12 protein-coding genes are annotated in these 13,844 nt (G+C 68.6%); 7 read left to right on the forward strand and 5 right to left on the reverse strand.

What is annotated here, in order from left to right; all coding sequences use genetic code 11:
* Positions 1 to 6 precede the first annotated feature (6 nt).
* The 6 genes from V7Z82_RS02525 (at position 7) to mutM (ending at position 5,129) form a co-directional block, all read left to right on the forward strand.
* Positions 7 to 2,187 carry an ATP-dependent DNA helicase RecG gene (locus V7Z82_RS02525; RefSeq protein ID WP_334147659.1) on the forward strand — a complete coding sequence of 727 codons (2,181 nt, stop codon included), beginning with the start codon at positions 7 to 9 and terminating at the stop codon, positions 2,185 to 2,187.
* Positions 2,188 to 2,240: 53 nt separating this feature from the next.
* Entirely contained in the window at positions 2,241 to 2,738 is a 498-nt protein-coding gene (gene coaD, locus V7Z82_RS02530; protein WP_334147661.1) for a pantetheine-phosphate adenylyltransferase, read from the forward strand.
* Positions 2,739 to 2,800: 62 nt separating this feature from the next.
* Positions 2,801 to 3,349 (forward strand): YceD family protein, encoded by a 549-nt coding sequence (locus V7Z82_RS02535; protein WP_334148323.1) that lies wholly within the window; start codon positions 2,801 to 2,803, stop codon positions 3,347 to 3,349.
* A gap of 2 nt (positions 3,350 to 3,351) precedes the next feature.
* Positions 3,352 to 3,561: a 50S ribosomal protein L32 gene (gene rpmF, locus V7Z82_RS02540; RefSeq protein ID WP_017830754.1), complete on the forward strand. Its 210-nt coding sequence runs from the start codon at positions 3,352 to 3,354 to the stop codon at positions 3,559 to 3,561.
* A 16-nt stretch (positions 3,562 to 3,577) separates the two neighbouring features.
* The gene (gene rnc / locus V7Z82_RS02545) at positions 3,578 to 4,270 is read left to right on the forward strand and encodes a ribonuclease III (protein ID WP_334147686.1); all 693 of its coding nucleotides are present in this window, start codon (positions 3,578 to 3,580) and stop codon (positions 4,268 to 4,270) included.
* A complete protein-coding gene (gene mutM, locus V7Z82_RS02550; protein WP_334147687.1) occupies positions 4,263 to 5,129 on the forward strand; it encodes a bifunctional DNA-formamidopyrimidine glycosylase/DNA-(apurinic or apyrimidinic site) lyase in 867 nt (288 codons plus the stop codon). The genes rnc and mutM overlap by 8 nt, the downstream gene beginning before the upstream one ends.
* A gap of 71 nt (positions 5,130 to 5,200) precedes the next feature.
* Here mutM and V7Z82_RS02555 read toward each other — a convergent pair whose 3' ends face one another.
* The 5 genes from V7Z82_RS02555 to V7Z82_RS02575 form a co-directional block, all read right to left on the reverse strand.
* Positions 5,201 to 6,514, reverse strand: coding sequence for an FtsX-like permease family protein (locus V7Z82_RS02555; RefSeq protein ID WP_334147689.1), 1,314 nt, complete (start codon positions 6,512 to 6,514; stop codon positions 5,201 to 5,203).
* Positions 6,511 to 7,206, reverse strand: a complete 696-nt coding sequence (locus V7Z82_RS02560) for an ABC transporter ATP-binding protein (protein WP_334147693.1) — start codon at positions 7,204 to 7,206, stop codon at positions 6,511 to 6,513. The genes V7Z82_RS02555 and V7Z82_RS02560 overlap by 4 nt, the downstream gene beginning before the upstream one ends.
* A gap of 101 nt (positions 7,207 to 7,307) precedes the next feature.
* The gene (locus tag V7Z82_RS02565; protein WP_334147695.1) at positions 7,308 to 8,387 is read right to left on the reverse strand and encodes a GNAT family N-acetyltransferase; all 1,080 of its coding nucleotides are present in this window, start codon (positions 8,385 to 8,387) and stop codon (positions 7,308 to 7,310) included.
* Entirely contained in the window at positions 8,384 to 9,472 is a 1,089-nt protein-coding gene (locus tag V7Z82_RS02570; RefSeq protein WP_334147697.1) for a GNAT family N-acetyltransferase, read from the reverse strand. The genes V7Z82_RS02565 and V7Z82_RS02570 overlap by 4 nt, the downstream gene beginning before the upstream one ends.
* A gap of 12 nt (positions 9,473 to 9,484) precedes the next feature.
* Positions 9,485 to 9,757, reverse strand: coding sequence for a hypothetical protein (locus tag V7Z82_RS02575; protein ID WP_334147699.1), 273 nt, complete (start codon positions 9,755 to 9,757; stop codon positions 9,485 to 9,487).
* Between the two features lie 521 nt (positions 9,758 to 10,278).
* Here V7Z82_RS02575 and smc point away from each other — a divergent pair.
* Positions 10,279 to 13,827 carry a chromosome segregation protein SMC gene (gene smc, locus V7Z82_RS02580; RefSeq protein WP_334147701.1) on the forward strand — a complete coding sequence of 1,183 codons (3,549 nt, stop codon included), beginning with the start codon at positions 10,279 to 10,281 and terminating at the stop codon, positions 13,825 to 13,827.
* Positions 13,828 to 13,844: the final 17 nt, after the last annotated feature.

Consider the following 13,844-nt stretch of genomic DNA (forward strand, 5'->3'; position numbering starts at 1 on the left):
CGGAGCATGTCGCTCACGCTCGATTCGTCGCTGGAGGAGGCCCTCGGCGTGGCCCCCGCCAAGACCCTCGATCGTGCGTTCGGCATGAGTTCCGTCGGCGATCTGCTGAGCCACTATCCCCGTCGGTACGCCGATCCGGGCGAGCTCACGCCGATCCGCGATCTGCCGATCGGCGAGACGGTCACGATCGTCGCCGAGGTGCTCTCATCGAGCTTCCGGCGCATGCGCAACCGGCCAGGTGCGATGGTCGAGGTGATCATCGGAGACGGCATCGGTCGGATGTCGCTGACGTTCTTCGCGAAGAACGTCGGTGCGGCCGAGTGGCGAGCGAAGGACCTCGCGGTCGGTCGCCGAGGTGTGTTCTCGGGCAAGGTCGGCATGTTCAACAACACCACGCAGTTCTCGCATCCCGAGTACGAGCTGTTCGACGATGAGGACGCAGCGCGGCGCCGCGCCGATGCCCGTGCTGCCGTGCCGATCCCGATCTATCCGGCCACCTCCACGCTGCAGACCTGGCAGATCGCCCGACTCATCGGCCGAGTGCTCGACGATCTCGCGGACGTCCCCGACCCGGTGCCCGAGTCCGTGCGGGTGCGGGAGGAACTGCTGACCGCGCCGGAGGCGCTGGAGCTGATCCACCGCCCTCGGACGAAGAACGACATCGATCCGGCCGTGCGCACGCTCCGCATGCACGAAGCGCTCACCCTGCAGACCGCCCTGCTGCAGCAGCGGGCTGCCGTGCGCGCGCTGTCGGCCACCGCACGCAGCGCGGCGCCTGGTGGGCTGCTGGAGCGCTTCGACGCGACGCTGCCGTACACGCTCACGCCCGACCAGCAGACGGTCGGCGCACAGATCGCGGAAGACCTCGTCGGCACGTGGCCGATGAACCGGCTGGTGCAGGGCGAGGTCGGTTCCGGGAAGACACTCGTCGCACTGCGGGCCATGCTGCAGGTCGCCGAGAGCGGGGGACAGGCGGCGCTCATCGCGCCGACCGAGGTGCTCGCCGGGCAGCACCTGCGCTCGATCGCGAAGATGCTGGGCCCGCAGCTGGCGCCGCTGGTGATGCCGACGCTGCTCACCGGTCAGATGCCGGCCGCTGAGCGTCGCAAGGCGGCACTGCGTGTAGCCTCTGGGCAGGCGCTGATCGTCGTCGGCACGCACGCGCTGCTGGGAGAGAAGACCACGTTCGCCGACCTCGGCCTGGTCGTCGTCGACGAGCAGCATCGGTTCGGCGTCGAGCAGCGTGAGGCGCTGCGCGCGAAGGGGTCGAGTCCGCACGCCCTGGTCCTGACAGCCACGCCGATCCCTCGAACCGTCGCGATGACCGTCTTCGGCGATCTCGACACGTCGGTGATCCGCACCATGCCTGCCGGACGCGCCGGGATCGAGTCGTTCGTGGCGCCGCTGGCGGAGCACCCCGGGTGGTTCAATCGCGTGTGGGAGCGTGCGGCCGAGGAGATCGCGCAGGGGCGACAGGTGTTCGCGGTGTGCGCTGCGATCGACACGACCAAGAAGCCCGGGGAGCAGGCCGAGCCGGCGGTGCCGGTGGTCGCCCCTGAGGGTGCCAGCGGACCGCGGTGGGGGGTCGTGCAGCTCGATGAGGTGCTCGCGACGCATCCGACGCTCGGTGGTGTTCGCAGAGCCGTGCTGCACGGACGCATGCCATCGGACGAGAAGGACGCCGTGATGCAGGCCTTCGCGCGTGGTGAGATCGACCTGCTGGTCGCGACGACCGTGATCGAGGTCGGCGTCGATGTGCCGAACGCCTCCACGATGATCGTGCTCGATGCCGATCGCTTCGGCGTCTCCCAACTCCATCAGCTGCGCGGTCGCGTCGGCCGCGGCGGTGTGCCCGGGCTCTGCCTGCTGGTCACCGAAGCGGAAGTCGACTCGCTCGCCAGGGATCGCGTGGAGGCGGTCGCCGCCACGCTCGACGGCTTCGCGCTGGCCGAGGTCGACCTCGAACTCCGTGGTGAGGGCGACGTGCTCGGTGCTGCGCAGGCCGGCGTGCGCTCCTCGCTCAAGCTGCTGCGGGTCGTGAAGGATGCTGGACTGATCGCCGCCGCCCGGGACATCGCCGAGGGGATTCTCGACGACGATCCGGAGCTCGCCCAGCACGACGGTCTCCGAGAGGTCATCCGCCGCCGCGTCAGCGACGAGGATCGTGCTGCACTCGCGAAGAACTGACGCTCCGTGACGGACTCGGCGTCCGGATATCGGGCGTGCCCTAGGCTGGTGGCATGAGCAGCCGGATCGCCGTCGTCCCGGGTTCCTTCGATCCGCCGACGTTGGGTCATCTCGATGTGATCCGACGAGCAGCCAGTCTCTTCGACGAGTTGCACGTGCTGGTGGTGCACAACCCCGGCAAGGAAGCGATGCTGCCGATCGCGCATCGTCTCGAGCTGCTGGAGCGCTCGATCGAAGACGACGGGATGACCGGGAACATCGTGATCGGATCGTGGAGCATGGGACTGCTCGTCGACTACGCGCGCGATGTGAACGCCGGGGTCCTCGTGAAGGGCATCCGTTCGCAGATCGATGTGGCCTACGAGTCGCCGATGGCGATCGTGAACCGACACCTCGCCGGCATCGAGACCGTGTTCCTGCTGCCGGACCCATCCCACGCGATGGTGTCGAGCTCGCTCGTCCGACAGGTCGCCTCCCTCGGCGGAGACGTGTCTCCGTTCGTTCCTCCGGCAGTGGCTGCCTTCCTCGACACCGGTGCACGCGGCATCTGACCGCAGACACTCCTGAGGCCCTGTCCAGGGTGAGCCGGTAGCATGGAGAGGTGCGCTCCCGACTGAACGGCCCTTTCATTCTTCCCGTCCGCGACATCGTCCGACGTCCGGGTGAGATGCGCGAACACGAATTCTCCGTGGCCCTGAAAGAAGCGTGGGGCGAGGGCATCGTCGCGATCGAAGCAGGCAGCGACATCGATCTCGATGTGCGTCTGGAGTCGGTCCACGAGGGCATTCTCGTGTCCGGAAATGCCGAAGCGGAGTACGTCGGCGTGTGCGGAAGATGCCTGATCGACATCACTCGGCCCGTCGAAGTCGAGTTCCAGGAGCTTTTCGCGTATCCTGGTGAGGAAGAAACTGACTTCGAGGTTCAAGACGACCACGTGGATCTTGAAACTCTCGTCAGGGATGCGGCCGTATTGTCGCTTCCTTTTCAGCCGGTGTGTCAGCCGGATTGCCCGGGTCTCGACCCGAGAACGGGTGAACGACTGGCCGTGAGCACCGGAACGGAGCAGGCGGCTCCCATCGATCCTCGGTGGAGCGCGCTCCAGCAGATCACAGACCAAGACGGCGCGGATGAATCTCGTGCCGCCGAGAAAGAAGAGAGCTAGTCATGGCTGGTAACCCCCCGAAGCGTAAGGTCTCCCGTTCGAACACCCGCTCGCGCCGCGCGCAGTGGAAGGCGGCCCCCGTCGCCCTCGTCAAGACCATCGAGAACGGCCAGGTCGTGTACAGCCGTCCTCACCAGGCCAAGGTCGTCACCGACTCGCAGGGCACTGAGCTGTTCCTGGAGTACAAGGGCCGCAAGGTCGCCGACGTCTGAATCACGACCACCAATCGTGACCGAGGTCCCCGGGGGGACGAGACCTCTCCCAGCTAAGCTCCGCGTCGATATCGACGCGGAGCTTCTGGAGTTGGCCCTGACCCACCGCTCCTACGCCTACGAGCACGGCGGTATTCCGCACAACGAGCGCCTGGAATTCCTCGGTGACTCGGTGCTCGGTCAGGCGGTCACGGTGATGCTGTTCACCACGCACCCGGACCTTTCCGAGGGACAGCTGGCGAAGCGGCGCGCGAGCGTCGTCTCCACCATCGCTCTGGCAGAGGTGGCGCGGGGGATCGACCTCGGCAGCCACCTGCTGCTCGGCCGTGGCGAAGAGCAGACCGGCGGTCGCGACAAGGACTCGATCCTGGCAGACACGATGGAGGCCGTGATCGGCGCCACGTATCTGTCGGCCGGCCCGGATGCCGCGACGGAACTGGTCCTCAGACTCACGGCTCCGCTGCTTGCGGATCCCGAGCGCTACGGCGCGGCGATGGATCCGAAGACGAGCCTGCAGGAGCTCGCTGCCCGTGTGGGAGCCACCCCGCCCGAGTACCTCATCGAGGCGAGCGGACCCGATCACGACCGCCGGTTCACGGCGACGGTGATCGTGGGCGATGTCAGCATGCGAGGCGTCGGCAGCAGCAAGAAGACGGCGGAGATGGCGGCGGCGCTCAGCGCGTGGCGGACGCTCAGCGAGCGTGCCTGAACTCCCCGAGGTCGAGGTCGTCCGCGCCGGACTCGCGCCGGCCGCCGTCGGCTCGGTGATCACCGCCGTCAGCGTGTTCGACGAGCGTGCGCTCACCCGACATGCTGCCGGCTCGGCGGATTTCGTCGCGCGCCTCGAGGGCCGCACGTTCACCGGAGCGTCTCGGCGCGGGAAGTTCCTGTGGCTGCCGCTGGATTCGCCGGAATCGGCACTGATCGCCCATCTCGGGATGAGCGGTCAGATGCTGCTGCGTGCACCGGAGGCGGCACCGGAGCGTCACGAACGGGTGCGGATCAGCCTCGAGCATCCGACCCATGGAGAGCTCGCGATCGTCTTCGCCGACCAGCGCACCTTCGGCTCGCTGGCGGTGGACTCGCTGGTGGCCGACGGGCCGACGGCGATCCCGTCTCAGGTGCGCCATATCGCGCGTGATCCGCTCGACGCGCTGTTCGACGACGCCGGATTCCGAACCGCACTCGCGCACCGGTCGAGTGCGATCAAGCGCGTGCTCCTCGATCAGGGCGTCGTGAGCGGCATCGGCAACATCTACGCCGACGAGTCGCTCTGGGCCTCCCGCATCCATCCGGAATCACCTGCCGATCTGCTGTCGACGCGTGCGGTCCATCGGCTCCTCGCCGAAGTGCGGTCCGTGCTCGCGAAGGCACTCGCCGAGGGCGGCACGAGCTTCGATGCCCAGTACGTCAACGTCAACGGACAGGCCGGCTACTTCGCCCACTCGCTGAACGCCTACGGACGTGGCGGTCAGCCGTGTCCTCGGTGCGGTGGCCCGATCCGCCGAGAGGCGTTCATGAACAGGTCCAGCCACTACTGCCCGCGCTGCCAGCGCCGACTGCGCTGACGCGGTAGCGCGCGTCGGGCACGGCGACGACCGGACGGTGGCAGAGACGCCGGCGCCCCCGAGAACTCCGCTCACACCGTGGCGAACGATCGGGTCAGCAGCGGACGCGTGGCCCTCGTCGTGAGCCAGACGATGCCGATTCCGGCGGTCACCACCGCGACGATCGTCAGGAGCGACTCCGGCGCGGTGATCAAGGCGAGTCCCATCAGCGGGAACACCAGCACCCCGGCGCACACCGCCGATCCGATCGCGGTGATGAGCAACGGCGACATGATCGCGCGGCGTCGGGCGCGGTCGACCGTGTCGAGCGGCATCCCGAGGTGGTGCAGGCTCCGGTGCAGCTCACGCTGGTCCAGCACATCGGACGCCTGGTTCACGCCGACCGACGCGGCGACCATCAGGAACGACCCGATGAGCGTGATGATCAGCCCGGTGCGCATGTCGGCTGCGAGCTCGGCCTCTGCCTGGGCCGCACCCATCACGTTCATGAGGGAGACGCCGGTGCCGGCGAAGACGGCGATGAAACTCGCCATCGCGATGCCACCGATCTGACGCCATGCAGCCTTGGGCGAGTCGAGCACGATGCGGGCGGCGAGCAGCCGATCGGGACGCTCTGCTCGTCGAAGCTGCGCGGTCGCGGTGACCCGAAGGATCCAGGGGCCGATGAGATTCAGCACGGCGATCGCAGCGGCGAAGAGTCCGGCGAGCACCACGATGGTGGTGACGAAGCCGGCGACCGAGGGGAACACCGAGATCAGTGCATAGGCGATCGCGAGCACACCGACCGCGATGACCGCGCGGATCCAGTGCACCGTCGAGACCGTGCTGCGCATGCGCACGCCGAGCGGGGAGATCACGACCTTGCGCAGGCCGATCACCGCGCTCACCGCGGCAAGCAGCAGAACGCCTGCGACGACCATCGCCACCTGGCCGGGTGGGAGTAGGACGCCGGGGAGACCGAGCGCTTCGCCGCGGAACGGGATGAGCGCGATCAGCGGACTCGCCGCGAGATACGTCAGGACTCCGGCAGCAGCGCCGACTCCCGCGAGCAGTACCGACTCGATGACGGTCGCCGCCGTGACGCCTGCGGGGGAGACGCCGAGCAGTCGCAACGTCGACAAGCGCTCATCGCGGCGCCGCGCTGACAGGCGCGCCGCTGCGCCGCCGAGCGACAGCAGCGGGACGACGAGGAGCACGAGCGCGATTGCAGCGAGCGCCTGATAGATGGGCGCCATCTCGCCGGTCCACGTCCAGAATGACTGCGCGCCGCCGATCACGGTGAGCACGAGCGTCGTCACGATGCCGAAGGCGATGAGCGGCAACGCGATCAGGCTCCGCTCCCCGGAATCGGGGCGGAGCAGGAGGGCGAGCACGTGGCGGTTCATGCGGCCACCGCCGACGAGACGATCCGACCGTCGCTGACGGCGATCGTGCGGGAGCAGCGAGCCGCGACATCCGCGTCATGCGTCACGACGATGAGCGTTCGCCCCTGCCCGGTCGTCGACCACAGCAGTGCATCCATCACCTCCGCGGAGGTCTGCGAGTCGAGCGCACCGGTGGGCTCGTCGGCGAACACGAGCTCGGCGCCGGTCGCCTGCGCTCGTGCGATCGCGACGCGTTGCGCCTGACCGCCGGAGAGTTCGCCGATCCGCCGATCCTCCATGCCGGCCAACCCCAGGGCCGCGAGCCAGGACGCTGCGTGCTGGACGGCATCCTTCCGTGGCACGCCGTTGATCATCGACGCGAGCGCGACATTCTCGACCGCGGTGAGCTCCGGGATCAACAGCCCCTGCTGGAACACGAAGCCGAAGCGCTCGCGACGAAGCCGGGAGCGCCCCGTCTCCGGGAGCGCAGCCACCTGGATCGCCGCCCCCTGTGCAGGGTGGAACACCACCGACCCCGTGTCAGGGGTGGTGATACCTGCGAGCACATGGAGCAGCGTCGTCTTGCCGGAACCGGAGGCGCCCATGATCGCCACGGATTCGCCTCGCGCGATCGCGAGGTCGACGCCGGCGAGGGCGCGGGTCGGGCCGAAGGTCTTGGTGAGCGCATGGGCTTCGATGACGGGACTGTTCATGCCTTCCAGCCTCGCCGGAGGTCGGGCGGGAAGCGTCGGCCAGGCGGATGAAGGTGCGGCGCCGACGTCATCCGGGAGGATGAGTTCGGCGCCGCACGAGCTCAGAGCTTCTTCTGCCAGGCGCCCGCAAAGGACACCGGCGCGAATCCGAGTGCCTCGTTGATATCGAGCATGGGCCGGTTCTCCTCGGCATTGAACGTGGAGACCCGTGTCGACAGCGGCACCAGCTCGCGCCAGCGCAGCAGGTTCGCGCACTTCACGATCGTGCCGAGGCGGTGACCGCGGTGCTCGGTCGCGACGAGCGTGCCGAACTGGTGCGTCACTCCGGCGCGATCTTCTCCGATCAGCAGTTCGTTGTACGCGACGATCTCACCGGTCGGCACGTGCTCGATCGCGGAGACCGAGACCAGCTGTCCTGCGCTGGTCAATCGGCCGTCACGGCGAACGACACGTTCGGCGTCCCAGGTCTCCTCGTCGAACTCCATGTCGCCGCTCGGTGCGTCGGTCACGAGCCGCGCGAGCACTGATGCGTAGCCGTCGCGCAGCTCCGGCGGCGTCGGCAGCTGCCAGCCGAGTTCCCGGTAGTCCGGGCCGGCGGCCGCCAGCGCATCATCGAGCGCGTGCTGCAGCGTCGACGGGTCAGCGCGCAGCTCGAGCTCGCTGTTGCGCTCCACCTGTTCCAGTCCGTAGCCGTGCGCCTGGAGCAGCGCCGACAGCGCCGTCGCCGGGATGCGTCCCCATCCGGTCTTCGGAGTCAGTGACTCGCCCGTGCCGGCCGGGCGGTGCAGCGTCCACGTCTGCAGTACGTCGCGCCCACGGCGTCGCGCGTCCTCCTCAGCGAAGGCGAGCAGCGACTCGGCGATGTGGTCCTCCGCGTAGGCGGCGGGCACGAGCAGATCGAACTCGGCTGCTCGTGCGTGCTCCTCCTGCGCGTAGACGAGCGAGACCATGCCGACGATCTCGCCGTCGCGCCTGGCGACGAACCCGACGTGCAGCGAGTCGGAGTCGTCCTGCCAGGACGCCAGCATCTGCGCGGCGGACGGCGCGAGATCGGGCAGTCCGACCTCCTCGTCGCAGACGAGCCTGTTGAGCTCGCCGAACGCGATGAAGTCCGCCGCGTCCGGCGCGTCGAGCGACCGGGGGACGGTGAGCGGGGTGATCGTCAGATCTGCGATCGTCATTTCAGTTCCTTCTTCCAGACGCCTTCGTACGCGATTGCGTGGAAGCCCATGGCTTCGTTGATGGAGAGCATCGGCCGGTTCTCCTCGGCGTTGTACGTGATGACGTGGGGTGACTCGGGTGCGATGCGTGCCCAGGCGAGGAGGGCGGCGCATTTCACGAGCATCCCGAGTCGATGACCGCGGTGCGTCGAGAGCACCAGCGTGTCCTCCTGGTGGGTCACGCCGGTCCGATCGGATCCGATGCCCAGCTCGGTGAACGCGCTGAGCTGGCCCGTCTCGATGTGCTCAGCGGCCACCACCAGGATCGTCCGCCCCATCTGAGCGACGCGCTGCTCCATCTCGGTCACGCGCTGAGCATCCCACGTCTCCTCGTCGACCTCCAGACCCGCCGCCGGCGCATCCGTCGACATGCGGGACTTGAGCCAGGCGTACCCCTCGAGGCGGTCGGCCGGTGCCGGCATCGTCCACTGCACGACTCGGTACCCGGACGCTGCAGCCTGCGCTTCGTCGAGTAGCCGCTGCACGTGCGCGCGGGTCTCGTCGGTGAGGTCGAGCCGGCTCACCCGGTACACCTGCTCGAGCGTGAACCGGTTGGTCTGCAGAAATCGCGCGACGTGGTCCTGCGGCACGCTGCCGAAGCCGGTCGGCGCTTCGAGGCGCGGACCGTCGCCGGCCTGCTGCTCGACCCAACTCTGGATCACGCTGCGCCCGTGCTCGCGCGCGACGGCTTCGATGTGCGGCAACACGGCGGTGCCGATGCCGCGGCCCCAGACACGGGGCAGCAGCTCGATCGCGGCGTGGACGATCCGCGAACCCTCGTCGTGCGGGATATCGACGACGGCCCGGCCGACGACCTCGTCATCGAGCCGCACCGTCCAGACAGACGTGCTGCGCTCACGACGGGAGCGGAGGAGTGGCAGGAGTTCGGCGGGGGACAGATCCTGCTCGTCCCGTCCGGTGAGCTCCCGGTAGATGAGGTTGCGGATGCGGGCGAGTTCACGGAACTCGCCCGCATCCGCTGCATCCGCCTGTGCCGGAAGCACGAGCGGATGCAGCGTCGCACCGGCGATGAGGTCGATGGTCATGCGTCGCTCCGATCAGCGCAGCTGTCGCTGCAGATCGAAGGTGAGCAGGGCCATGGACTCACGCGGTGACAGGGTGTGTTCGCGCAGGAGCAGCGGATCGGCGACGCGTCGTGCACGTCGACCGTGCGGACGCTGCGCCCGTTCCATCAGCCAGAGGCCGATGCGGAACGAGAGACGATCCGAGAACGCGAGTTCACGCAGCTCCTCGGGAGCGGGGATCTGGAGGACCTGACGGTCCTCGGTATCGGGAGGGCGGACGGCGCTGAGAGGCAGCGTGGTATTCACGATGATTCCTTTGAAGCAGAAGATGCGAAGCATGGCGACACGTCGCCCTGTGCGGGCGGGGTCGAGACGGGAGTTGCGCCCGGATGGCGTCATTCCCCTGGCCGGGTGATCGACGGAAGTCGATGCGGCGAGGACCATGATCAGACGATCGAGTGGTCGAGGCAGCGGATGTATCGCAGAGTCCTCTCCCGATGGGATGAGGGCTCGGACTGCGGTGCTATCCGCGTGCGCTGAGACGGATGCCGGTGGCTACCGAGGGCGCAAGGCGCGGCGCGGAGTGCGCTGGCGCGGCGAGGCCTGTGGCCTGTGCGTTGAGCTGAGTGATCATCGGTAACCTCCTTTCGTGTGGCGATCCGGTGGCCTACCGTAGCGAACGCTTACGGCGAACGTCAAGCATTCGGGTCTCCGCTCGGCGTGTCGCACACGGCATGGGATCGTCATCCGCCCGCGCGGGATGCCAGCGGTGGCGCGGGATACCGATAGCGTATGGGCGTGAATCTCCCCGGACGAACGGCGCCCGCATGCATCTGAAGAGCTTGACGCTCAAAGGCTTCAAGTCGTTCGCGCAGCCGACCAGTTTCGTCTTCGAACCGGGAGTGACCTGCATCGTCGGTCCGAACGGATCAGGCAAGTCGAACGTGGTCGACGGACTGGCCTGGGTGATGGGCGAGCAGGGTGCGAAGACCCTTCGCGGCGGCAAGATGGAGGACGTCATCTTCGCCGGCACGTCCACTCGTGGTCCGCTCGGCCGCGCCGAGGTGCAGCTGACCATCGACAACAGCGACGGCGCCCTGCCGATCGACTACGCCGAGGTGACGATCAGTCGCACGCTGTTCCGCAATGGATCCAGCGAGTACGCGATCAATGGCGAGAACTGCCGTCTGCTCGACGTGCAGGAGCTCCTGAGCGACTCCGGCCTCGGGCGTGAGATGCACGTGATCGTCGGACAGGGCCGGCTCGACACCGTGCTGCAGGCATCGCCCGAAGATCGCCGTGGGTTCATCGAAGAGGCCGCCGGCATCCTCAAGCATCGACGGCGCAAGGAGAAGACCCTCCGCAAGCTCGACGCGATGGAGACCAACCTCACCCGCCTCAGCGACCTCGCCGGCGAGATCCGGCGGCAGCTGAAGCCGCTCGGCCGCCAGGCGGAGATCGCCCGTGAGGCTCAGACGATCGCCGCGGTCGTGCGCGACGCGAAGGCACGCATCTTCGCGGATGATGTCGTCGCCCTGCGCACGGCTCTCGCCGATCACACCCGTACCGAGCATGAACGCCACACCGAGCGTCTGGTGCTCTCGGATCAGGCCGATGCCGTGCGCGCCGGGATCGCGCGACTCGAGCAGGACCAGAACTCGGTCGCCGTCGACCAGGCCAGGGGAGTGACCTTCGGTCTCGAGCAGGTGCAGGAGCGCATGCGCGGGCTGTACACGCTCGCGAACCAGCGGCTCGCGCTGCTCGGCTCGGAGGAGGACGACGCGGCGGTCACCGCCATCACCGTCACGCAGGCCACGATCGACGAGGCCAAGGACGAGATCACCGAGATCTCCGCGGGACTGGGCGATGCGCAGGATGCTGCGGCATCGGCGAGCCGCGAGGTCATGCATGCTCGCGCCGAGCTCGACACGCTCGATGTCGACATCGCCGAGCAGAGTGCGCTGGTCTCGCAGTACGACATGCGGGTCACGTCGCTTCGGGGAACGGCGGATGCCGCGGCCTCGGCTCTCGCCGCGGTCCGGGGTGCGGTGCTTCGACAGGAGAACGCGTTGGAGGCCGCCGATGCGCGCCGACGCGATGCCGCCGAAGCACTCGAGTCGATCGACGACGCCGAGGCGCCGGAGGGATCCGCGGCCGAGCACTCCGCCGCGTACGACGCTGCCCAGCGGGCTGCGACCGCCGCCGAGGCCGAACGAGAGTCTCTGCGTGAGCGCCTGCATGCCGCAGAGCGCGAGGTCGACTCGCTCACCGCGAAGTCTGCGGCGCTCAGCAGCGCGCTCGCGCTGTCGGGCGGAGCCGCCGAGGTCGTGCAGACCGGGGGACCCGGTGTCCGCGGACTCGTGGGCGACGCCGTGCAGGTGCGCGCAGGCTTCGAGGCCGCCGTGGCTGCGGTGCTCGGTCCGCTCACTGAAGGCGTGCTCGTCGACACGGCCGCTGATGCGTTCACGCTCGCCAGGGAGTCGGCCGACGCACGCAGGGGGATCGTCGACTTCGTCGTGGCCGACGCGGCCCGTCCCTCGATCGAACTCCCCGTGATCGACGGCGTGACGCCGGCGGTCGATACCGTCACGGCGCCCGACGGTGTGCTCGGTGTGCTCGCCCACGTCCTGATCGCCGACAGCCTCGACTCTGCACGCGACGCCCGCGCGGTCCTCGACGCCGCCGGGGACACCACGACCACCATCGTGACGGTCACGGGTGACGTGGTCACGGCGCAGACGCTGCGGACCGGGTCGGGCGGTGAGCGCTCTCGTCTCGAACTCGCGGCAGAGCGTGATGCCGCGATGGAGCGCCTCGTCGAGATCCAGATCGTCGTCGACTCGCTGCGTGAGGCACGGGAGGACGCGAACGAGGCCGTCGAGACGACCCGACGGCATGCGAAGGACTCGCTGCGCGCACTGCGCGAGCACGACGCGGCACTCGCCACCCACGCCGAGCAGGTGAACCGGATCACGGTGCAGCACGAAGCGGCTGTCGCCGAGTGCGAGCGCCTGGAAGCCGGGCTCGCACAAGCGCAGGCGGCGGTGGCCGATGCCGAGGCCAAGGCCAAGGCGACACGCGACGCGGTCGACGCGGCAGTGGCGGCACCGAGGCCGGTGCTCGACGCCTCGGCGCGAGACGGACTGCTCGAAGCGCTCGAGGCGGCGCGCGAGGCTGAAGTCAGGGCGCGACTCGACATCGAGACGCTGCGCGAGCGCGTGCGAGCGGGCCAGGCGCGGGTCGCCGGCCTCGAACGTCAGCGCGAGCAGGAGCGCGACGCTGCTGCTGAGGCGGCCCGGCGCGCGGTGATCCGGCGGGCTCAGCGCGAGTCGGCATCCGGCGTCGCTTCCGAGCTGCCCCGCATCCTGGATTCGCTCGACCGGTCGGTCGCCGAGGCGCGGATCGCGCTCGGCGAGGCTGAGGCCGCACGATCCGCGCAGAACGAAGAACTCACCGCGTTCCGGGCGCAGGAGGCGTCTCTGCGAGAGCGGCTTGCCGGGCTGACCGAGAGCGTGCACGGACTCGAACTGCAGATCCACGAGAAGAAGCTGCATCTGAACAGCCTGCTGGAACGGGTCGCTTCGGAACTCGCACTCGATGAAGATATTCTTATTGCGGAATACGGTCCGGACCAGCTGGTTCCGAGGGATCCCGGCGCGGAGCCGGCCGACGGCGAGCTGGTGGACGACACCGCGATCCCGTTCGATCGCCGCATCCAGCAGCGCCGTCTCACCGAGGCGGAGCGGAAGCTCGCGCAACTCGGTCGAGTCAACCCGCTCGCGCTCGAGGAGTTCGCGGCACTCGAGCAGCGGCACGCGTTCCTCACCGAGCAACTGGCAGACCTCACGCAGACCCGCCAGGATCTGCTGACGATCATCGGCGACCTCGATGAGCGGATGCAGACCATCTTCGCGAGCGCGTTCGAGGACACCAAGCAGGCATTCGGAGAGGTCTTCCCGCTGCTCTTCCCCGGGGGGACGGGGAGCATCTCGCTCACCGACCCAGAGAACATGCTCACGACCGGCATCGAGGTGTCGGTCCGGCCCGTCGGCAAGAAGATCGAGCGGCTCTCGTTGCTGTCGGGCGGTGAGCGTTCGCTGGCCGCTGTCGCCCTGCTGGTCGCGATCTTCAAGGCACGGCCCAGCCCGTTCTACATCCTCGACGAGGTGGAGGCAGCGCTCGACGACGCGAACCTCGGTCGACTGTTGACCGTGTTCGAGCAGCTGCGAGAGAGTTCGCAGCTGCTGGTCATCACGCACCAGAAGCGCACCATGGAGATCGCGGATGCCCTCTACGGCGTCTCGATGCGCCAGGACGGCGTCTCGGCCGTGGTCGGTCAGCGCGTGGGCGACCGGGCCGCCGCCGCGGCGAGCTGAGCGCGCAGGCTGCGCTG

It is taken from the genome of Microbacterium sp. (assembly GCF_036823965.1).
Classification (GTDB): Bacteria; Actinomycetota; Actinomycetes; order Actinomycetales; family Microbacteriaceae; genus Microbacterium.

Coding starts and splice junctions, on each gene's coding strand:
- V7Z82_RS02525 (WP_334147659.1), top strand. CDS start 7: ATGTCGCTCACGCTCGATTCGTCGCTGGAGGAGGCCCTCGGCGTGGCC.
- V7Z82_RS02560 (WP_334147693.1), bottom strand. CDS start 7,206: ATGAACAGTCCCGTCATCGAAGCCCATGCGCTCACCAAGACCTTCGGC.
- coaD (WP_334147661.1), top strand. CDS start 2,241: ATGAGCAGCCGGATCGCCGTCGTCCCGGGTTCCTTCGATCCGCCGACG.
- smc (WP_334147701.1), top strand. CDS start 10,279: ATGCATCTGAAGAGCTTGACGCTCAAAGGCTTCAAGTCGTTCGCGCAG.
- V7Z82_RS02570 (WP_334147697.1), bottom strand. CDS start 9,472: ATGACCATCGACCTCATCGCCGGTGCGACGCTGCATCCGCTCGTGCTT.
- V7Z82_RS02555 (WP_334147689.1), bottom strand. CDS start 6,514: ATGAACCGCCACGTGCTCGCCCTCCTGCTCCGCCCCGATTCCGGGGAG.
- V7Z82_RS02565 (WP_334147695.1), bottom strand. CDS start 8,387: ATGACGATCGCAGATCTGACGATCACCCCGCTCACCGTCCCCCGGTCG.
- rpmF (WP_017830754.1), top strand. CDS start 3,352: ATGGCTGGTAACCCCCCGAAGCGTAAGGTCTCCCGTTCGAACACCCGC.